We start from the raw sequence: 18648 nt of genomic DNA on the forward strand, positions 1-18648 counted from the left end.
GAAACAAAGCCTCGATTTGACCACGGGAACATGAGGGCTACCCTCGGCGGTACAGCCGAAAAAAGAGGAGACCGCCATGGCAGCACCTGGCGAGAATAGGCGCGTCAATGCCGACCGCCTGTGGGATTCGTTGATGGAGATGGCGAAGATCGGCCCCGGCGTTGCCGGCGGCAACAACCGCCAGACATTGACGGATGCGGACGGCGAAGGCCGCCGGCTTTTCCAGTCCTGGTGCGAAAAGGCGGGGCTCAGCATGGGCGTCGACAAGATGGGCACCATGTTCCTCACCCGCCCTGGCACCGACCCGGATGCGCTGCCCGTCCATATCGGTTCTCACCTCGACACGCAGCCGACCGGCGGCAAGTTCGACGGCGTGCTCGGCGTCTTGAGCGGGCTCGAGGTCGTACGCACGATGAACGACCTCGGCATCAGGACGAAGCACCCGATCGTGGTCACCAACTGGACCAATGAGGAAGGCGCACGTTTTGCACCTGCCATGCTTGCCTCCGGCGTCTTCGCCGGCGTCCATACGCTCGAATACGCCTATGCCCGCAAGGATCCGGAAGGAAAGACTTTCGGCGACGAATTGAAGCGGATCGGCTGGGTCGGCGACGAGGAAGTCGGCGCGCGCAAGATGCACGCCTATTTCGAATATCACATCGAACAGGGACCGATCCTCGAGGCCGAGAACAAGCAGATCGGCGTCGTCACCCACTGTCAGGGCTTGTGGTGGTTGGAAATCACCCTGACCGGCAGAGAGGCGCACACCGGTTCGACGCCCATGAACATGCGCGTCAATGCCGGCCTCGCAATGGCGCGCATCCTTGAAATGGTGCAGACCGTTGCCATCGAAAACCAGCCGGGCGCCGTCGGCGGCGTCGGACAGATGTTCTTTTCGCCCAACTCGCGCAACGTGCTGCCAGGCAAGGTCGTCTTCACCGTTGACATCCGCTCGCCGGATCAGGCCAAGCTCGACGGAATGCGCGCGCGGATCGAAGCCGAAGCGCCGAAGATCGCCGAGGCGCTGGGCGTCGGCTGTTCCATCGAGGCGGTCGGACATTTCGATCCCGTGACCTTCGACCCCAAGCTCGTGGCGACCGTGCGCGCTGCCGCCGAGAAGCTCGGCCACAGCCACATGGACCTCATCTCCGGCGCCGGTCACGATGCCTGCTGGGCTGCGAAAGTTGCGCCGACCACGATGATCATGTGTCCCTGTGTCGGCGGACTCAGCCACAACGAGGCGGAGGACATATCCAAGGAATGGGCGGCCGCCGGTGCGGACGTCCTCTTCCATGCCGTCCTCGAAACGGCAGAGGTCGTCGAGTGAGCTTTGCGGGCGGGACGAAGTTTCCGCCTTTTTTATTGGCGCTCCCGCGCCCGCCGAATGCATCGTCGCGAAGGAAACGGACCAATGAGCACTGTCATCAAGGGTGGAACCATCGTCACGGCCGATCTCACCTACAAGGCCGACGTAAAGGTCGAGGGCGGCAAGATCGTCGAGATCGGGCCTAACCTCACCGGCACCGACACGCTCGACGCGACCGGCTGCTACGTCATGCCGGGCGGCGTCGATCCGCACACGCACCTCGAAATGCCCTTCATGGGCACCTATTCCTCGGATGATTTCGAAAGCGGCACGCGCGCGGCGCTCGCCGGCGGCACGACGATGGTCGTGGATTTCGCGCTACCCTCGCCCGGCCAGTCGCTGCTCGAGGCGCTCAATATGTGGGACAACAAGTCGACCCGCGCCAATTGCGACTATTCCTTCCATATGGCGATCACCTGGTGGAGCGAGCAGGTCTTCAATGAGATGGAGGCCATCGTCAAGGACAAGGGCATCAACACGTTCAAGCACTTCATGGCCTATAAGGGCGCGCTGATGGTGGATGACGACGAAATGTTCTCGTCTTTCCAGCGCTGCGCAGCACTCGGCGCCCTGCCGCTGGTCCATGCCGAAAACGGGGATGTTGTAGCCCAGTTACAGGCGAAGCTGCTCGCCGAAGGTAATAATGGACCTGAAGCCCATGCCTATTCACGGCCGGCGGAAGTCGAGGGCGAGGCCACCAACCGCGCGATCATGATCGCCGACATGGCCGGCTGTCCCGTCTACATCGTCCACACCTCCTGCGAACAGGCGCACGAGGCGATCCGGCGCGCCCGCGCGAAAGGCATGCGCGTCTTCGGTGAGCCGCTGATTCAGCACCTGACGCTCGACGAGACCGAATATTTCAACAAGGACTGGGATCATGCCGCCCGCCGGGTGATGTCGCCGCCCTTCCGCAACAAGCTGCACCAGGACAGCCTCTGGGCCGGCCTTGCCTCCGGCTCGCTGCAGGTGGTCGCGACCGACCATTGCGCTTTCACGACGGCGCAGAAACGCTTCGGCGTCGGCGACTTCACCAAGATCCCGAACGGCACGGGCGGGCTGGAAGACCGCATGCCGATGCTCTGGACTTATGGCGTCAGCACCGGCCGCATCACCATGAACGAATTCGTCGCGGTGACTTCCACCAACATCGCCAAGATCCTCAACATCTATCCGAAGAAGGGCGCGATCCTCGTCGGTGCCGATGCCGACCTAGTCGTCTGGGATCCGAAGCGATCGAAGACGATTTCGGCTAACACCCAGCAATCGGCGATCGACTACAACGTCTTCGAGGGGAAGACCGTCACGGGACTTCCACGCTTTACGCTGACGCGCGGCGTCGTGGCCATCGAGGAAGGGACGGTCAAGACGCAGGAAGGCCATGGGGAATTCGTCCGGCGCGACCCCTTCCCGGCGGTCAGCACGGCGCTTTCGACGTGGAAGGAAGTGACGGCGCCGCGCGCCGTGCAGCGCATCGGCATTCCGGCGAGCGGCGTTTGACGGATCCCAGATGCCGCATTTCTCATCCGCCACGCGCGAAAAGGCATTCGCTGAAAGGCTAGGCGGGCACCAGTGCGTCCAGTTCCGGCAGGAGGACGACGCTTTCCTGCTCCTTCGGATCTGTCCGGGCGATCACCGCCGTACAGGGGCTGTCGGAAAGGTTTGCCGGCAGGTGCGGCACGCCGGCCGGGATGTAGAACATCTCCCCCGCTTTGACGATGACGTGCTCTTCGAGCCGCTCGCCGAACCAGGTGTGCGCCTCGCCGCTGAGAACATAAATCGCCGTCTCGTGGCTCTCGTGAAGATGCGCCTTGGCGCGCGCGCCGGCCGGCATGGTCAACAGATGCATGCAGATGCCGGTGGAGCCCACAGTCTCCTGCGCGATGCCTTCGAAATAGTTGAGCCCCTGCTTGCCGGCATAGCCGTTGCCCGGGCGAACCACGCGACAGCCAGGATTGGATGATCGAGACATGAGTGTTCTCCAGAATTCGCTGAAAAACTCGCAACATGAGCCATCGGCGGCGAATCCGCGATTGCATGTTGCGGGCCCGGATAGCAGTCTGGCACAGACAAGCGACAATGAGAATCCGTCCATGACACCCAATTTCGCCTCCGTGGTCTCGGCCCGTAACCTCGGCCTGACGTTCCAGACCAGCGACGGGCCGGTCAATGCATTGACGGGCGTGAACCTCGACGTGGCCAAGGGCGACTTCGTTTCCTTCATCGGTCCCTCCGGCTGCGGCAAGACGACGTTTCTGCGCGTCATCGCCGACCTCGAGAAACCGACCTCCGGCAGCATTTCAGTCAATGGCATGACGCCGGAGGAAGCCCGGCGGCGGCGCGCTTATGGCTATGTCTTCCAGGCCGCGGCGCTTTACCCGTGGAGGACGATCGAGAAGAACATAGCATTGCCGCTCGAAATCATGGGGCATTCCAGACAGGAGCAGAAAACGCGGGTCGAGCGGACGCTGGAGCTCGTCAACCTTACGGGCTTTGGCAAGAAATACCCGTGGCAGCTCTCCGGCGGTATGCAGCAGCGGGCGTCGATCGCCCGCGCGCTCGCCTTCGATGCGGACCTGCTGCTGATGGACGAACCCTTCGGTGCCCTCGACGAAATCGTCCGCGATCATCTCAACGAGCAACTCCTGAAGCTCTGGGCACGAACGGCAAAAACCATCTGTTTCGTCACCCATTCGATTCCGGAAGCGGTCTATCTTTCGACCAAAATCGTCGTCATGAGCCCGCGCCCCGGCCGCGTCACAGATATCATCGAATCGCCCCTGCCAAGGGAACGGCCGCTCGGCATTCGCGAGACCCCGGAATTCCTGGAAGTCGCCCATCGCGTCCGCGAAGGCTTGAGAGCGGGGCACAGCTATGACGAATAGCTGTACTACCCAAGTGCGGTGCCGAGATGCGGCTTTGGCGGACATGGCCGCATGCGCCGCTATTCTCAATCGGTGGATAGACGCCACGCTGTGGATGCCAAGAGTTCATCCGGCAACCGATGTGGAGCGGCACTATCGAGAAACGGTCTTTGCAAACGGACCGATCATTATCGCCGACTATCAGGGTGAAACCGCAGGCTTTCTCGCCCTCTCCGCGGAGAACTTCGTGACGGCGCTTTACGTGGCAGAACGCCACCGAGGTGCCGGAATCGGAACCGCGCTGCTCCGCGAAGCGAAGAAGCGCGCAATTGACGAGCTTAAGCTTTGGACTTTTGAACACAACACGGGTGCTCAGCGCTTCTATGAACGCGAAGGCTTCGTACCGGTGCGCAGAACGAGTGGCGAGAACGAGGAGGGTCTGCCGGACATTCTCTATCATTGGCGCGCCGAGCCTTTGAGCAGAAGGGAGGCGTGATCATGCGCGAAGAGAGCTTTCTCAGGGACAAGCTGCTTCCCATCTCCACCGTCGTCATCCTGTTGATCGCCGTCTGGTACGTCGCAGTCATTTTCCTCAACGCGCCCTTCGAACGCGACAGCGCAGCACGCGCAGGCACCGAGATCGGATTTCCCGAGATCGTCCGCAATACTATGGCGCAGGAGCGCCCTGTCCTGCCCGCACCGCATCAGGTGGTCGCCGAAATTTGGGACACCACCGCCAACAAGGCGATCACATCGAAGCGCAGTCTGGTTTATCACGCCTGGATCACGCTTTCGGCGACACTGCTCGGCTTCGGCATCGGCGCCGCGCTTGGCATCCTTCTCGCCGTCGGCATCGTCCACAACCGCGCCATGGACCGCTCGCTGATGCCATGGGTGATCGCCAGCCAAACGATACCGATCCTGGCGATCGCGCCGATGATCATCGTCGTCCTCAATGCCATCGGCATTGCCGGCCTGCTGCCGAAGGCGCTGATCTCCACCTATCTCTCGTTCTTCCCGGTGGTGGTCGGCATGGTCAAGGGGCTGCGCAGCCCGGAAACGATCCAGCTCGATCTGATGCATACCTATAACGCCTCACCGGCCCAGACCTTCTGGAAGCTCCGCTGGCCCTCCTCCATGCCCTATCTCTTCACCTCGCTGAAGGTCGCGGTCGCGATTTCGCTCGTCGGCGCCATTGTCGGAGAACTGCCGACCGGCGCGGTGGCCGGGCTCGGCGCCCGCCTGCTTGCAGGCTCCTATTACGGCCAGACGGTGCAGATCTGGGCGGCCCTGTTCATGGCGGCAGCACTCGCCGCCGTCCTTGTGATGATCGTCGGGCTGGCGCATTCGGCGGTCCTGAAGCGCATGGGAGCGAAGCCATGAACCTTCCCGCTCTCGCCGGCGCCATCCTCTTCTGGCTTCTCGCCTGGGCTTTCAACCAATGGCTGGTCCGCCAGCATTTTACGAACCGCACGGCCAATAGCGCCGCACGCTTCGCCGTGCCGCTGATCTTCGGCGTCACCATCCTGGTCCTCTGGGAAGGCGTCGTTCGCGGTTTCGCCATTCCGTCGGTCCTGTTGCCGGCACCGTCGATGATCTGGCAGCGGCTCGTCAATTCGCTGCCGACGCTCGCGGCGGATTTCCGGCAAACCTTCCTGAAGGCCGTGCTGATCGGCTATGCGCTCGGCTGCGGCCTTGGCTTCGTTGTGGCAATCCTCATCGACCGCTCGCCTTTCCTACAGAAGGGCCTGCTGCCGCTCGGCAATTTCGTCTCTGCCCTCCCCGTCATCGGCGTCGCCCCGATCATGGTCATGTGGTTCGGCTTCGATTGGCAATCGAAAGTCGCCGTCGTCGTCATCATGACTTTCTTCCCGATGCTCGTGAACACGGTCTCGGGCCTCGCCGCCGCGAGCCACATGGAGCGCGATCTGATGCGGACCTATGCCGCGACATGGTGGCAGACGCTCGTCAAGCTGCGTCTGCCCGCGGCATGGCCTTTCATTTTCAACGCTCTCAAGATTAACTCCACGCTGGCGCTGATCGGCGCGATCGTGGCCGAGTTTTTCGGAACGCCCATTGTCGGCATGGGCTTCCGGATCTCCACGGAAGTGGGGCGCATGAACGTCGACATGGTCTGGGCCGAAATCGCCGTCGCGGCGGTGGCTGGCTCCGCTTTTTACGGGGTGGTCGCGCTCGCCGAGCGGGCCGTTACGTTCTGGCATCCGTCCGTCCGCAGTGGCCGGGCCTGATAATGAAGCAACGATAAGAGGGAACCGATATGAACAAGAAACTTGCATCTCTGCTGGCAGCGGGCGTCTTTTCGCTTGCCGCTTTCCATGCCAATGCCGCCGACAAGGTTACCCTGCAGTTGAAGTGGGTCACGCAGGCTCAGTTCGCCGGCTACTATGTCGCCAAGGACAAGGGCTTCTATGAAGAGGAAGGCCTCGACGTCGAAATCAAGCCGGGCGGCCCGGATATTGCCCCCGCGCAGGTAATTGCCGGCGGTGGGGCCGACGTCATCGTCGACTGGATGCCCTCCGCGCTTGCCACGCGCGAAAAGGGCGTACCGCTCGTCAACATCGCCCAGCCCTTCAAGAAGTCCGGCATGATGCTGACCTGTCTGAAGGAATCCGGCGTCAAGAGCCCGGAGGACTTCAAGGGCAAGACGCTCGGCGTCTGGTTCTTTGGCAACGAATATCCGTTCCTCTCCTGGATGTCGCAGCTGAAGATCCCGACCGATGGCGGGCCGGACGGCGTCACCGTTCTCAAGCAGGGCTTCAACGTCGATCCGCTGATCCAGAAGCAGGCGGCCTGCATTTCCACGATGACCTACAACGAATATTGGCAGGTCATCGACGCCGGCATCAAGCCGGAGGACCTCGTCACCTTCAAATATGAAGACCAGGGCGTCGCCACGCTTGAGGACGGTCTCTATGTTCTCGATGACAAGCTCAAGGACCCGGCCTTCAAGGAAAAGATGGTGAAGTTCGTCCGCGCCTCGATGAAGGGCTGGAAATATGCCGAGGAGAATCCGGACGAGGCCGCCGACATCGTGCTCGAAAACGACTCGACCGGTGCCCAGACGGAAAAGCACCAGAAGCGCATGATGGGCGAAATTGCCAAACTGACGGCCGGCTCGAACGGTACACTTGACGAAACCGACTACAAACGCACGGTTCAGTCGCTGCTTGCCGGCGGTTCCGATCCGGTCATCTCCAAGGAACCGGAAGGCGCCTGGACGCATGAGATCACGGACGAAGCGTTGAAATAAAACGCCACCCGAAGTAATGGAGAGCGCGTGGCACTCGCCGCGCGCTTTTCTTGTTTCATGTTCGGCAGCTACGATTGCTGCGATCGGGACGAAGAGCGGTCAAAAAGTCGCGGCCGAAGGCTATTGTTAAGCTTGCGTTTAGGTTGCATCAATATTGCAATCGCAACACGCCGCCAAATAGAAATAATGAGGCACCATCGCTTCCTCGCCCTTGTAAGCATTTGCTACGCCGATTACATAGGCCGGAACGTTTGGTTGAGGGCAAGCGTAGGGAGGAACCTGTTTTTCTCTAGTCTTGCCCTTTTCGGGAAAATTCTCCCCCATCCGGCGCCTCCGGTTTTGAAACCGCTGCATCGGAACGATTTTGAGTTTGTGGACCGTGATCGCTATCCTGGCCAGGCAGCCGGCAACGAGGCATGGAACACAAGGAAATAGCATTTATTGCAGCCGGACTTTCGCCTTCTGAACGGCGGTCGGGCGTGATGTTTTCAGTGTCGGGAAAATAGGCCGATGGCTCAGAAACTCCTACCTCTTTTCGGCGCTTGCGCAGCGATGACGCTGTACGCATTTTCCGGTGTCTCGGCAGCCGAGGAAGCGGCCAAACCGCAGCAGACGCAGACTTTGCCCTCCATCGTCGTCACGGAAGCGATAGAACGCACGATCAGCGACCGCGTCATCGCCACCGGTTCGATCGAGGCGGTTGAGGAGACCTATGTGTCGCCGCTCGTGGACGGTCTTTCCATTCGGTCGCTTAATGTCGATGTCGGCGACAGGGTCGAAGAGGGCAGCACGCTGGTCGTCCTCAACGATGACGCGCTGCTACTGCAAAAAAGCCAGCTCCAAGCCAATCTGGCCAAGACGGAGGCCTCGCTCGCGCAACTGCGCGCCCAGCTTGCCGAAGCTGTGGCAAATTCGGAAGAGGCGACGCGGGTTGCTGATCGTGCCGTACGGCTATCGCAGAGCGGCGCGGTATCCTCTGCCGAGGCCGACCGCCTGAAGGCGCTCGCCACTGCGGCGCGCGCGCGTGTCCGCTCCGCCGAACAATCGGTCAGCGTCGCGACCGCGGATATCAAGGTGGTCCAAGCGCAAATTGACGATATCGACCTACGCCTCGCGCGCACGGCCGTCAAAGCGCCGGTCAGCGGCGTGATCTCGGCCAAGAACGCCAAGATCGGCGCGATCGCCAGTGGCAGCGGCGAACCGCTTTTCGCCATCATCCGCGACGGTGCGATAGAGATGAAGGCCGACGTCGCCGAAGCCGACATGATCAAGCTCGCCGTCGGGCAGCCGGCGACGGTCAAGCTCGCCGGGAGCGACACAGCAGTCGAGGGCAAGATCCGGCTGATCGCACCGACGGTCGATCCGCAGACCCGTCTCGGCAAGGTTCATATCAGTCTAATCGACACGGCCGCGGCGCGCGCCGGCATGTATGCGAGCGCCATCATTACCGTCGAGCAGAAGAACACAGTGGTTTTGCCGCAAACGGCTGTTACAGCCGAAAACGGCAAGACGATCGTCCGTAAAGTCGAAAACGGTGTCGTCCGCCTGGTGCCGGTCAAAACCGGAATTCAGGACGGACAGTTCGTCGAAATTCTCTCCGGCCTGGAGCCAGGCGAGCAGGCAGTGGCAAAGGCCGGCGCCTATGTGCGCGACGGCGACCGCATCAATCCGGTCAAGCCCGCGCAGCCGGCAACCAACTGACGGGAACAGAGACCATGAACTTCTCAGCCTGGTCCATCCGCAATCCGATCGCGCCGATCCTGGCCTTCTTCGTGCTCATGGTGCTCGGCTGGCAGTCGTTCAATTCCCTGCCGATCACGCGCTTCCCCAACATCGACGTGCCGATCGTTTCGATCAGTGTCACGCAAAGCGGTGCTGCCCCCGCCGAGCTCGAAACCCAGGTCACCAAGGAAATCGAGGATGCGGTCGCCGGCGTTACCGGGGTGGACCATATACAATCGACGATCACCGACGGCAGTTCCAACACTTCGGTTATCTTCCGGATGGAAGTGCCGACGACTCAGGCGGTGCAGGACGTCAAGGATGCGATCGACCGCATCCGCAGCGATCTCCCGACCTCCATCGAGGAACCGATCGTCTCCAAGGTGGATGTCGAAGGCCAGGCAATCCAGACCTTCTCGGTCTCCTCACCCGGCATGACGCTCGAGGAGCTCTCCTGGTTCGTCGACGACACGATCAAGCGCGCGATCCAGGGCCAAAGCGGCATCGGCCGTGTCGATCGCTATGGCGGCTCCGACCGCGAGGTGCGGATCGAGCTCAATGAAGATCGCCTGAACTCCTTCGGCATTACCGCTGCCGACGTCAATGGCCAGCTTCGCCGGATGAACATGGATCTCGGTTCCGGCCGCGGTCAGGTCGGCGGCAGCGAGCAGGCGATCCGCACGCTTGGCGATGCGCGCGACGTGGCTCAGCTTGCCAATACCATGATCTCGCTGCCGAATGGCCGCTTTGTCCGCCTGTCGGAACTCGGCACAGTGACGGACACCTATGAGGAGCCGAAGTCGTTTTCGCGCTTCAACGGCCATCCCGGCGTCACTTTCGCCGTGTTCCGCGCCAAGGGCGCCAGCGAAGTGACCGTCGCCGAGACGGTCGCCAAGACGCTCGACGAAATCCGGGCAAAAAATCCGGACGTCACCATCGAAATGGTCGACGATTCGGTCTATTTCACCTACGGCAATTACGAGGCCGCGCTTCACACCTTGATGGAAGGCGCGCTGCTCGCCGTCGTCGTGGTGATGCTGTTTCTGCGCAACTGGCGTGCGACCTTGATTTCGGCGATCGCGCTGCCGCTCTCGGCCGTTCCTACCTTTTGGGTGATGGACCTTCTGGGCTTCTCGCTGAACCTCGTCAGCTTCCTCGCAATGACTCTGGCGACGGGTATTCTCGTCGACGACGCGATCGTGGAGATCGAAAATATCGAGCGGCATATCCGCATGGGCAAATCGCCCTATCGCGCCTCGATCGAGGCGGCGGACGAGATCGGCCTCGCCGTTATCGCGACGACATTTACCATTATCGCCGTCTTCGTGCCCGTCTCCTTCATGCCGGGCATTCCGGGACAATATTTCATTCAGTTCGGTCTGACGGTCGCCGTCTCGGTCTTCTTCTCGCTCCTCGTAGCGCGTCTGATCACGCCGGTCATGGCCGCGTATCTGATGAAATCGACCGATGTCGGCGGCCACCACGGCGACGACGACAGCGCCATCATGAAGCTCTATACGGGTCTCATCAGAGTGACGACCCGCTGGCGCTATACGACGCTGCTCGCCGCCATCGCCTCCCTCGTCGTTTCCGTCTACTTCCTGTTCCAGGTCCCCGGCAGCTTCCTGCCGCCGGAAGACAACTCGCGCGTCAGCCTGTCGATCGAACTGCCGCCGGACGCGATGCTCGAGGATACGGACCGGACGACGACCGAGATTTACAACCGCGTCAAGGATATCGACGGCGTCGAGAACGTCTTCGTGCTCGGCGGCGCCTCGCCGAAGGGCGATCTCGAGTTGCGCCGCGCCGCCGTCACCGTGCTTCTCAAGAAGCTCGATCACTCGCTCGTCAACAAAATAGTCAATGACGTGATCGGCCGGATGCCCCTTATCGGCCAGTATCTGCCGAAGCTGCCGCCCGCAGGCCGCATCAAGCCGCAATCGCAGATCGAAAAGGAGATCTTCACAAAGCTCCGCTCGATCCCGGACGTCCGCGTTACCAAGCTCAACGATCGCGGCGAGCGCGACCTGTCGTTCAACCTGCTTTCCAACAATGAGGCAGATCTGGACGAGGCCGTTGCGACCCTCGAGGCGAAACTGCGCAGCGATCCGCTGCTCGCCAATGTCAGCCCCGACGGCGCGCTGCCGCGGCCGGAACTGCAGATCCGCCCGCGCGACGAGCAGATGTCGCGCCTCGGTATCACCACGGCGCAGATTTCCGAGGTGATCCGCGTCGCCACCATCGGCGATATCGACGCGGCGCTGAGCAAGATCGCGCTTGACGGGCGACTGATCCCGATCCGGGTCCAGCTCAATCGCGATTTCCGCACCGACCTGGCGGCGATCCGCAACCTCAAAGTCCAAACAGCGTCCGGCGCTACCGTTCCACTCTCGAGTGTCGCGGACATCAACTATGCGGAAGGGCCGAGTTCGATCAAACGCTACGACCGCTACCGCGTCGTCACACTCGGCGCCGATCTACCCGTGGGCGTAGCACTCGACACCGCATCGGCCCGCTTCAAGCAGATCGCGGCCGAGGCCAAGCTCCCCGCCACTGTCGAGTTTCTCGAAAGCGGCGACGCCGAGGTGCAGGCCGAGATGCAGCAGAGTTTCGGCAATGCCATGCTGCTCGGCCTGATGATGGTGCTGGCGGTGCTCATTCTCCTGTTCAAGGATGTGATCCAGCCCTTCACCATTCTCTTCTCGCTGCCGCTTGCGATCGGCGGCGTCGCTGCCGGTTTGATCCTGACGCAGAACGCGCTCTCCATGCCCGTGCTGATCGGTATCCTCATGCTGATGGGCATCGTCACCAAGAACGCTATCCTGCTCGTCGACTTCGGCATCGAGATGATGCATCACGGCATGGACCGCACCCTGTCGATGATCGAAGCCGGCCGCAAGCGTGCCCGACCTATCGTCATGACCTCGATCGCCATGTCCGCCGGCATGCTGCCGTCGGCCCTCGGCGTCGGCGAAGGCGGTTCGTTCCGCGCGCCGATGGCGATCGCGGTGATTGGCGGTATCATCGTCTCGACGGTGCTGAGCCTCGTCGTCGTCCCCTCCTTCTTCCTGATCATGGACGACCTGTCGCGGCTGCTTGCTTGGATCTTCGGCCGCTTCATCGGCAAGAAGGAAAAGGAAAGCCTGCCGCTCGACCGCGAGACGCTGACCGAACTGGTAGGCGAACACGGCAGCACGATCGAAAGCCTGCAGGACCGCCTCAAGATGCTGGAAGAAGAGAGGCGCGGCGGCAAGTCCGACCGGAAGGTCATCAGCCATCCGGCGCTTGCCGCGGAATAGAGCGACCGAACTGTTTCATGCTCAGGCAGCAAAGCCCGCGCTTGCGAAATCGCGGGCTTTTTCGCGGAATGCTTGATCGGAGTTAATTCGCCGCTTTCAAAGTAACGCTGGAGCCTGGCACCGTTCTAAAAGATCGGCTCATCGAAATCCGTGACCAGCACGCGTTGGAGGGGTCTGAAAGCGCTGCCTCCAAGCGGCTCAGGGGTGAGATGATTCAGAGTCCCCCATGCACGGTCAGGAACTCGACGATCCGGTCGATGCCGTCTCCGCGCTTCATATCGGAGAACACGAAGGGCCTTTCGGCGCGCATGCGCGTCGCGTCGCGTTCCATCACGTCGAGATCGGCTCCAACGTAAGGGGCGAGATCCTTCTTGTTGATCACCAGCAGATCGGATCTGGTGATCCCCGGACCGCCCTTGCGGGGGATTTCCTCGCCCTGGCAGACGGAGATCACATAGATCGTTAGATCCGCCAGGTCGGGCGAGAAGGTCGCCGCCAGATTGTCCCCACCCGACTCGATAAAGACCACATCGAGATCGGGAATCCGGCGGTTGAGATCCGCGATCGCCTGAAGATTGATCGTGGCGTCCTCGCGGATCGCGGTATGCGGACAGCCGCCAGTCTCGACGCCGACGATCCGCTCCGAGGGTAGCGCCTGCATGCGGACCAGCGCCTCCGCATCCTCCTTGGTGTAGATGTCGTTGGTGACGACGGCGACGGAATATTTCTGCCGCATCGCCTTGCAGAGTTTTTCAGTCAGCGCCGTCTTGCCGGAGCCGACCGGACCGCCGATGCCGACGCGAAGCGGACCGTTTTTCGATGGCATCTTCTCTGTCCTTTCCACGCGCTTGTCGCTACGAGCGAAACAGGCGCGAATGCAGGTTTTCGTGTCTCAGGGACACAATATCGGCCATGATCGCGGCCGAGCCAAGATCGTCGAGCGAGCCCCGCGCCGCGCGCACGGCGGTGTCGGCGATCAACCACTCGAGGTGCGCAAGGACACCGACGCCGTCGCGTTGACCCGTGACGCCGCAGCGAATGGCAACCGACACGGCATTTGACATCGTCGCGTTGAGATAGGCCGCCAGCGCGGGTTCGAGCCCTGTATGATGCGCCCCGGCAACCGCGCCGACGGCTACCGGATAGGCGGCGTTCGGTCCTAGCACTTCGAACATCGGATGTGGCCAGTGGCCGGCAGCGGCGAGAAACGCCTCGCCGAGGAGCATGGTTTCCATCTGCCGCTCGCGCGAGCCGGCCAGCGCCTCCGCCAGGTCTCTGACCGCCCGCAATCGCGCCGCATCTTCGAAACCGCGATAGCTCTCGGCCAGGAGCAGCGAGTCGTTCCATGCAGTGCCGTTGCTGAGGAGCGTTTCGAGCCAAAGTCGCAAGTCGTCGGCGTTCGTTACCAGGCTATCGTGAACCGCCTGTTCCAGGCCGCCGGAATAGGAGAAGGAACCGATCGGAAAGGCTGGCGAAAGCCAGGTGACGAGGCGCAGAAGCGCCTGCGTATCGGCGTGCTCAGTCATGGTGATGGTGATCGCCGCCGTGCCCATGATGATGGGGGCCGCCGGTCCCGTGATACGCGCCGCGCAGGGGATGAAAGGGTTCGACCACTTCGCTCACCACTGCGCCAAGCCCTTCGAGCATGACGCGTATGACGGGATCGCGGGCGATCAGGATCCGATCAGCCTCGACCGCTGCAGGCAGATGCCGGTTGCCGAGATGCCAGGCGAGTTCGGTGAGGTGCAGCCCGTCGCGCGGGCGGATTTCGTAGAGTGCCTCCTCGGCCGCCTTGATCTCGATATAGCCGCCGCCCTCCAGCACCAAGAAGTCGCCATCTGCGAGCATCACCGGTTCCTTGAGATCGAGCATGACCACGTCGTCATTTTCGAGATGCAGCAGCTTGCGGCGCAGATGCCGCTGATCATGCGTCAGGATAAGGCGATGCAGCGGCGCTTTGTCCTTGGGCCCCGGCGACAGAACCTCGGTCGAACGATAGGGCACGTCAGACCACCTCGACCTTTTCGGGATGAACGATCTCGATGCGGGCTTCGGCCAAAAGATCAGCCATCGCTGCTTCGAAAGTCTTCAAATGCGGCTCGGCGAAGTGTGCGTCCACCGCCGCTCGGCTCTTCCAGGTTTCGACGAATACCAGCATGTCGGGATCGGCAGGTTTACGGTAGAGCTCATAGCTGATGCAGCCCTCCTCGCGGCGCGTGGCCTCGATCAGCGGACCCGCGAGTGCCACGACCTCATCGGCCTTGCCCGCATGCGCCTTCAGATGTGCGATAACGTAAACCATTGAACCGTCTCTCCGACCGTCGCCACTCTAACAAGAAAAAGCCCCGGCGCCAGCAAGAAGGCGAAAATCGAAAATGACTTTCGGGGACCTGCTTGCGGTAGCCGGGGCTTACGTCGCTTTCAGTAACGTCAGCCTATCAGGCAGCGATCTTCTGGGATCTCAGGCTCGCGAGGATGTTCTGCGGCGAGGAAACGCCGTAGGGGTCGCTATCGCAATTGTCGCAATAGCCTTCCTCTTCGAACCACTGTTCGACGACGCCATTGTTGACGACGGCGGCATAGCGCCAGGAGCGCATGCCGAAGCCGAGATTGTCCTTGGCGACAAGCATGCCCATCTTGCGGGTGAACTCGCCCGAACCGTCCGGGATCAGCTTGACGTTCTCGAGGCCCTGCGACTTGCCCCAGGCGTTCATCACGAAGGCGTCGTTGACCGAGATGCAGTAGATCTCATCGACGCCGAGGGCGCGGAACTCGGGCGTGAGCTTCTCGAAATCCGGAAGCTGATAGGTCGAGCAGGTCGGGGTGAAGGCGCCCGGCAGGGAAAACAGGATGACGCGCTTGCCGGCGAAATAATCATCCGACGAGACATCCTGCCAGCGGTACGGATTGGAACCGCCGACGGCTTCGTCACGGACGCGGGTGCGGAAGGTTACAGAGGGAACTTTTCTGCCTAGCATCATTATCTCCTTCGAACTGGCTGCCGGCGGCGTCAGTCTTGGGAGGAAACAACACCGTCGGCCGAAAACGAGTGCCCTTCCTAACGGAGATTCCGCTGCAGCGCAGCATGAAAGCATCGATTCAGGCGGCACCGCATGGCAGCCATGCGTCGAGAGCATGGCTTCGGCAGCCGCTCAGAACAGGAAATATCGCTGCGCCATCGGCAGCACCGTCGCCGGTTCGCAGGTCAGCAACTCGCCGTCGGCGCGCACCTCGTATGTTTCCGGATCGACCTCTACATGCGGCGTGAGGCTGTTGTGGATCATCGATGCCTTGCCGATGCCGCCACGGGTATTCTGGACGGCGACGAGTTGCTTGGCGACGCCGAGCCTTCCGGCCAGTCCTGCGTCCAGCGACGCCTGCGAAACGAAGGTCACGGAGGAATTGGTCAGGTTCTTCCCAAAAGCTCCGAACATCGGCCGGTAGTGCACCGGCTGCGGTGTGGGGATGGAGGCGTTCGGGTCACCCATCGGCGCCGCCGCGATCGAGCCGCCGATCAGCACCATGTCGGGTTTCACGCCGAAGAAGGCCGGGTTCCAGATGACGAGATCGGCACGCTTGCCGACTTCGAGCGAGCCGATCTCATGACTGACGCCATGGGCGATCGCAGGGTTGATCGTGTATTTGGCGATGTAGCGCTTGACGCGGAAATTGTCGTTGTCGCCGGTCTCTTGGGCGAGCCGCCCGCGCTGGCGCTTCATCTTGTCGGCCGTCTGCCACGTGCGGATCGCCACTTCGCCGACACGGCCCATGGCCTGGCTGTCGGAGGAAATGATCGAGAAGGCACCGATATCATGCAAGATGTCTTCGGCCGCGATCGTTTCCTTGCGGATGCGGCTTTCGGCGAAAGCAATGTCTTCCGGAATGGAAGGCGACAGGTGGTGGCAGACCATCAGCATGTCGAGATGCTCCGCCAGCGTGTTCAGCGTATAGGGCCGTGTCGGGTTGGTCGAAGACGGAATGACGTTTGGCTGGCCGCAGATCTTGATGATGTCCGGCGCGTGGCCGCCGCCCGCTCCTTCCGTGTGGAAAGCGTGGATCGTCCGCCCTTTGATTGCGGCGATCGTATCCTCGACGAAACCGCTCTCGTTCAGCGTGTCGGTATGGATCATCACCTGCACGTCGTATTCGTCGGCGACAGAGAGGCAGCAGTCGATCGCAGCCGGCGTCGTGCCCCAATCCTCGTGCAGTTTCAGCGAAGTCGCGCCGCCGAGCACCATTTCCACAAGCGCGCCGGGCTGCGAAGCGTTGCCCTTGCCGGCAAAGGCGAGATTCATCGGAAACGCATCGGCCGCCTCGATCATCCGGGCAATGTGCCACGGCCCCGGCGTGCAGGTCGTCGCCAGCGTCCCGTGCGCCGGCCCGGTGCCGCCGCCGAGCATGCAGGTAAGCCCGCTCATCAGCGCCTCTTCGATCTGCTGCGGGCAGATGAAATGAATATGGCTATCCATGCCGCCGGCGGTGACGATCTTACCCTCGCCAGCGATCGCCTCGGTACCTGGGCCGACGATGATCGTGACGCCGGGCTGCGTGTCCGGATTGCCGGCCTTGCCGATCGCGACGATCCGCCCGTCCTTGAGCCCGATGTCGGCTTTGACGATTCCCCAATGATCGACGATAAGCGCATTGGTGATCACCGTGTCGACCGCGCCGCCCTCGCGCGTCACCTGGCTTTGGCCCATGCCGTCGCGGATGACCTTGCCGCCCCCGAACTTCACCTCTTCGCCATAGGTCGTGAAATCCTTCTCGACCTCGATGAAAAGCTCGGTGTCGGCAAGCCGCACCTTGTCCCCAACCGTCGGACCGAACATGTTGGCATAGGCCGCGCGCGACATTTTATAGGACATGGGCTCAGGCTCCTTGGGACAAGTCTGACGAATGGGATTGATGAAGACGGCGAAGGCGCCCTTCGGCGGCAAGCGCATCGACATAGCGGCGCTCGGCAGCAAAAGGATGCCATTCCCAGCCGCTGTGGCCGAATCCGGCAAGAAGGATATCGTCCCCGCCGGACGCAAAAGCGGACAAGATGTCGGCGATCACCACCAGGCCGCTCGACGGAGCGACGTAGGGCGGCGGCTCGAAGCGAGCCAAGTCATGTTCCAGTCGTTCGTGCGTTTCCACCGGAACAACCCGATGCCGCCGCCCGGTCGCCCGGGCGAAGCTCTCGAAGCTGATCGTATAGTCGTCGCAGAAGTCATCGAGATCCGGATGCGTTTTCGCGAGATCGGCCCGCATTGCGGCGAACCTCGCGCCAGAACGGACGCTCCATATTTCACGCGCTTGCCGCACCGCTTCGCTGGTCTTCCAGCGGCCGCCGCCGAGCATCGAAAGGGCCGGGCGACCCGTGTTGCAGGCGGCGACGATATCGGTCTTCATGCCGCCTCTCCCGACCGAGCGGCAATCGTTGAAACGGACGACAAGATCGGCGGCATCGATCATCGCGGCGGCACCTTCCGGCACATCGCCATTTCCCACGATCATGATGGTGCGGCCGGTCATCGACGATCAGCTTCCGGCGAACTCGAGGCGCCGTTTCATAGCTTGCCCATCACCTGCTGGCGGAAGCCAAAAACCTCGCGCTTGCCTGAGAGCGGGATCAGTGTCACCTGTCGGGTCTGACCCGGTTCGAAACGAACGGCAGTGCCGGCCGGAATATCGAGCCGCCTGCCGCGCGCTGCCTCGCGATCGAACAGCAGACCCGGGTTCGTCTCGGCAAAATGATAGTGGCTGCCGACCTGTACCGGGCGGTCGCCGGAGTTGGAGACCTCGATGGTGATGGTTTCCAAACCGGCGTTGAGCTCAACGTCACCGGCGGCTGCGATGATTTCACCTGGAATCATGTTCGTCCCCCTATGCGGCGTCGGTGCGCGCGCAGCCTTCCGGCTTCACGATACGTTCGGTCGAGGCCGGATATTTCAACAACAGTGCCGCCGGGCGCACCGGACGGCGCACCAGTTCGCCGCCGCAATTCGGACAGGTCCCGCCCAGCCTGCTCTCGACGCAATCGGCGCAAAAGGTGCATTCGAATGTGCAGATCATCGCGTCTCGGCATTCGGGCGGCAAGTCGCGGTCGCAGCATTCGCAGTTCGGGCGCAGGCTCAGCATCGC

20 protein-coding genes are annotated in these 18648 nt (G+C 62.0%); 9 read left to right on the forward strand and 11 right to left on the reverse strand.

Annotation, left to right across the window (positions count from 1 at the left end; all coding sequences use genetic code 11):
• The first annotated feature begins 76 nt into the window (after positions 1–76).
• Complete coding sequence (locus PYH37_RS25115) at positions 77–1327, forward strand: Zn-dependent hydrolase (RefSeq protein ID WP_280734174.1); 1251 nt, start codon at positions 77–79, stop codon at positions 1325–1327.
• Between the two features lie 84 nt (positions 1328–1411).
• Positions 1412–2866, forward strand: a complete 1455-nt coding sequence (hydA, locus tag PYH37_RS25120) for a dihydropyrimidinase (RefSeq protein ID WP_280734175.1) — start codon at positions 1412–1414, stop codon at positions 2864–2866.
• A 58-nt stretch (positions 2867–2924) separates the two neighbouring features.
• On the opposite strand, the gene PYH37_RS25125 is transcribed toward hydA, so the two are convergent.
• Positions 2925–3338, reverse strand: coding sequence for a cupin domain-containing protein (locus PYH37_RS25125; protein WP_280734176.1), 414 nt, complete (start codon positions 3336–3338; stop codon positions 2925–2927).
• Positions 3339–3459: 121 nt separating this feature from the next.
• Between PYH37_RS25125 and PYH37_RS25130 the strand changes: the two genes are divergently transcribed.
• The 5 genes from PYH37_RS25130 (at position 3460) to PYH37_RS25150 (ending at position 7501) form a co-directional block, all read left to right on the forward strand.
• Positions 3460–4251 (forward strand): ABC transporter ATP-binding protein, encoded by a 792-nt coding sequence (locus PYH37_RS25130; RefSeq protein WP_280734177.1) that lies wholly within the window; start codon positions 3460–3462, stop codon positions 4249–4251.
• Between the two features lie 94 nt (positions 4252–4345).
• On the forward strand, positions 4346–4726 hold the full coding sequence (locus PYH37_RS25135) for a GNAT family N-acetyltransferase (RefSeq protein WP_280734178.1): 381 nt from the start codon (positions 4346–4348) through the stop codon (positions 4724–4726).
• A gap of 2 nt (positions 4727–4728) precedes the next feature.
• A complete protein-coding gene (locus PYH37_RS25140) occupies positions 4729–5613 on the forward strand; it encodes an ABC transporter permease (RefSeq protein ID WP_280734179.1) in 885 nt (294 codons plus the stop codon).
• The gene (locus tag PYH37_RS25145) at positions 5610–6479 is read left to right on the forward strand and encodes an ABC transporter permease (RefSeq protein WP_280734180.1); all 870 of its coding nucleotides are present in this window, start codon (positions 5610–5612) and stop codon (positions 6477–6479) included. Before PYH37_RS25140 ends, PYH37_RS25145 begins: the two co-directional genes overlap by 4 nt.
• A 29-nt stretch (positions 6480–6508) precedes the next feature.
• Positions 6509–7501: an ABC transporter substrate-binding protein gene (locus tag PYH37_RS25150; RefSeq protein ID WP_280734181.1), complete on the forward strand. Its 993-nt coding sequence runs from the start codon at positions 6509–6511 to the stop codon at positions 7499–7501.
• A 138-nt stretch (positions 7502–7639) separates the two neighbouring features.
• Here the strand turns inward: PYH37_RS25150 and PYH37_RS25155 are convergent, their stop codons facing one another.
• A complete protein-coding gene (locus PYH37_RS25155; protein ID WP_280734182.1) occupies positions 7640–7825 on the reverse strand; it encodes a hypothetical protein in 186 nt (61 codons plus the stop codon).
• A gap of 186 nt (positions 7826–8011) precedes the next feature.
• On the opposite strand from PYH37_RS25155, the gene PYH37_RS25160 reads away from it, so the two are divergent.
• Together PYH37_RS25160 and PYH37_RS25165 are read left to right on the forward strand one after the other, a co-directional pair.
• On the forward strand, positions 8012–9202 hold the full coding sequence (locus PYH37_RS25160) for an efflux RND transporter periplasmic adaptor subunit (protein ID WP_280734183.1): 1191 nt from the start codon (positions 8012–8014) through the stop codon (positions 9200–9202).
• 14 nt (positions 9203–9216) lie between these two features.
• The gene (locus tag PYH37_RS25165) at positions 9217–12522 is read left to right on the forward strand and encodes an efflux RND transporter permease subunit (protein WP_280734184.1); all 3306 of its coding nucleotides are present in this window, start codon (positions 9217–9219) and stop codon (positions 12520–12522) included.
• Between the two features lie 214 nt (positions 12523–12736).
• Here the strand turns inward: PYH37_RS25165 and ureG are convergent, their stop codons facing one another.
• The 9 genes from ureG to PYH37_RS25210 all read right to left on the reverse strand — a co-directional run bounded on the left by ureG (position 12737) and on the right by PYH37_RS25210 (position 18645).
• On the reverse strand, positions 12737–13348 hold the full coding sequence (gene ureG, locus PYH37_RS25170) for an urease accessory protein UreG (protein ID WP_280734185.1): 612 nt from the start codon (positions 13346–13348) through the stop codon (positions 12737–12739).
• Between the two features lie 28 nt (positions 13349–13376).
• A complete protein-coding gene (locus PYH37_RS25175; RefSeq protein WP_280736157.1) occupies positions 13377–14048 on the reverse strand; it encodes an urease accessory protein UreF in 672 nt (223 codons plus the stop codon).
• Positions 14041–14526 carry an urease accessory protein UreE gene (gene ureE / locus PYH37_RS25180; protein ID WP_280734186.1) on the reverse strand — a complete coding sequence of 162 codons (486 nt, stop codon included), beginning with the start codon at positions 14524–14526 and terminating at the stop codon, positions 14041–14043. Before ureE ends, PYH37_RS25175 begins: the two co-directional genes overlap by 8 nt.
• Before the next feature lies 1 nt (position 14527).
• Entirely contained in the window at positions 14528–14824 is a 297-nt protein-coding gene (locus tag PYH37_RS25185; protein WP_280734187.1) for a putative quinol monooxygenase, read from the reverse strand.
• Positions 14825–14960: 136 nt separating this feature from the next.
• The gene (locus PYH37_RS25190) at positions 14961–15500 is read right to left on the reverse strand and encodes a peroxiredoxin (RefSeq protein ID WP_280736158.1); all 540 of its coding nucleotides are present in this window, start codon (positions 15498–15500) and stop codon (positions 14961–14963) included.
• A gap of 174 nt (positions 15501–15674) precedes the next feature.
• The gene (ureC, locus tag PYH37_RS25195) at positions 15675–17387 is read right to left on the reverse strand and encodes an urease subunit alpha (RefSeq protein WP_280734188.1); all 1713 of its coding nucleotides are present in this window, start codon (positions 17385–17387) and stop codon (positions 15675–15677) included.
• 4 nt (positions 17388–17391) lie between these two features.
• Positions 17392–18039 (reverse strand): Urease operon accessory protein, encoded by a 648-nt coding sequence (locus PYH37_RS25200; protein ID WP_280734189.1) that lies wholly within the window; start codon positions 18037–18039, stop codon positions 17392–17394.
• Between the two features lie 35 nt (positions 18040–18074).
• Positions 18075–18380 (reverse strand): urease subunit beta, encoded by a 306-nt coding sequence (locus tag PYH37_RS25205; protein WP_280734190.1) that lies wholly within the window; start codon positions 18378–18380, stop codon positions 18075–18077.
• Between the two features lie 10 nt (positions 18381–18390).
• Entirely contained in the window at positions 18391–18645 is a 255-nt protein-coding gene (locus tag PYH37_RS25210) for a DUF1272 domain-containing protein (protein WP_280734191.1), read from the reverse strand.
• Between the last annotated feature and the right edge of the window lie 3 nt (positions 18646–18648).

It is taken from the genome of Sinorhizobium numidicum (assembly GCF_029892045.1).
Taxonomy (GTDB): domain Bacteria; phylum Pseudomonadota; class Alphaproteobacteria; order Rhizobiales; family Rhizobiaceae; genus Sinorhizobium; species Sinorhizobium numidicum.

Excerpts from the sequence above, each read along its gene's own strand:
- PYH37_RS25135 (WP_280734178.1), top strand. The coding sequence starts at position 4,346 with ATGCCAAGAGTTCATCCGGCAACCGATGTGGAGCGGCACTATCGAGAA.
- PYH37_RS25150 (WP_280734181.1), top strand. The coding sequence starts at position 6,509 with ATGAACAAGAAACTTGCATCTCTGCTGGCAGCGGGCGTCTTTTCGCTT.
- PYH37_RS25155 (WP_280734182.1), bottom strand. The coding sequence starts at position 7,825 with ATGGGGGAGAATTTTCCCGAAAAGGGCAAGACTAGAGAAAAACAGGTT.
- PYH37_RS25205 (WP_280734190.1), bottom strand. The coding sequence starts at position 18,380 with ATGATTCCAGGTGAAATCATCGCAGCCGCCGGTGACGTTGAGCTCAAC.
- PYH37_RS25210 (WP_280734191.1), bottom strand. The coding sequence starts at position 18,645 with ATGCTGAGCCTGCGCCCGAACTGCGAATGCTGCGACCGCGACTTGCCG.
- PYH37_RS25190 (WP_280736158.1), bottom strand. The coding sequence starts at position 15,500 with ATGCTAGGCAGAAAAGTTCCCTCTGTAACCTTCCGCACCCGCGTCCGT.
- ureG (WP_280734185.1), bottom strand. The coding sequence starts at position 13,348 with ATGCCATCGAAAAACGGTCCGCTTCGCGTCGGCATCGGCGGTCCGGTC.
- PYH37_RS25115 (WP_280734174.1), top strand. The coding sequence starts at position 77 with ATGGCAGCACCTGGCGAGAATAGGCGCGTCAATGCCGACCGCCTGTGG.
- PYH37_RS25125 (WP_280734176.1), bottom strand. The coding sequence starts at position 3,338 with ATGTCTCGATCATCCAATCCTGGCTGTCGCGTGGTTCGCCCGGGCAAC.
- PYH37_RS25130 (WP_280734177.1), top strand. The coding sequence starts at position 3,460 with ATGACACCCAATTTCGCCTCCGTGGTCTCGGCCCGTAACCTCGGCCTG.
- PYH37_RS25175 (WP_280736157.1), bottom strand. The coding sequence starts at position 14,048 with ATGACTGAGCACGCCGATACGCAGGCGCTTCTGCGCCTCGTCACCTGG.
- PYH37_RS25160 (WP_280734183.1), top strand. The coding sequence starts at position 8,012 with ATGGCTCAGAAACTCCTACCTCTTTTCGGCGCTTGCGCAGCGATGACG.
- PYH37_RS25140 (WP_280734179.1), top strand. The coding sequence starts at position 4,729 with ATGCGCGAAGAGAGCTTTCTCAGGGACAAGCTGCTTCCCATCTCCACC.
- hydA (WP_280734175.1), top strand. The coding sequence starts at position 1,412 with ATGAGCACTGTCATCAAGGGTGGAACCATCGTCACGGCCGATCTCACC.
- PYH37_RS25200 (WP_280734189.1), bottom strand. The coding sequence starts at position 18,039 with ATGACCGGCCGCACCATCATGATCGTGGGAAATGGCGATGTGCCGGAA.
- PYH37_RS25185 (WP_280734187.1), bottom strand. The coding sequence starts at position 14,824 with ATGGTTTACGTTATCGCACATCTGAAGGCGCATGCGGGCAAGGCCGAT.
- ureC (WP_280734188.1), bottom strand. The coding sequence starts at position 17,387 with ATGTCCTATAAAATGTCGCGCGCGGCCTATGCCAACATGTTCGGTCCG.
- PYH37_RS25165 (WP_280734184.1), top strand. The coding sequence starts at position 9,217 with ATGAACTTCTCAGCCTGGTCCATCCGCAATCCGATCGCGCCGATCCTG.
- PYH37_RS25145 (WP_280734180.1), top strand. The coding sequence starts at position 5,610 with ATGAACCTTCCCGCTCTCGCCGGCGCCATCCTCTTCTGGCTTCTCGCC.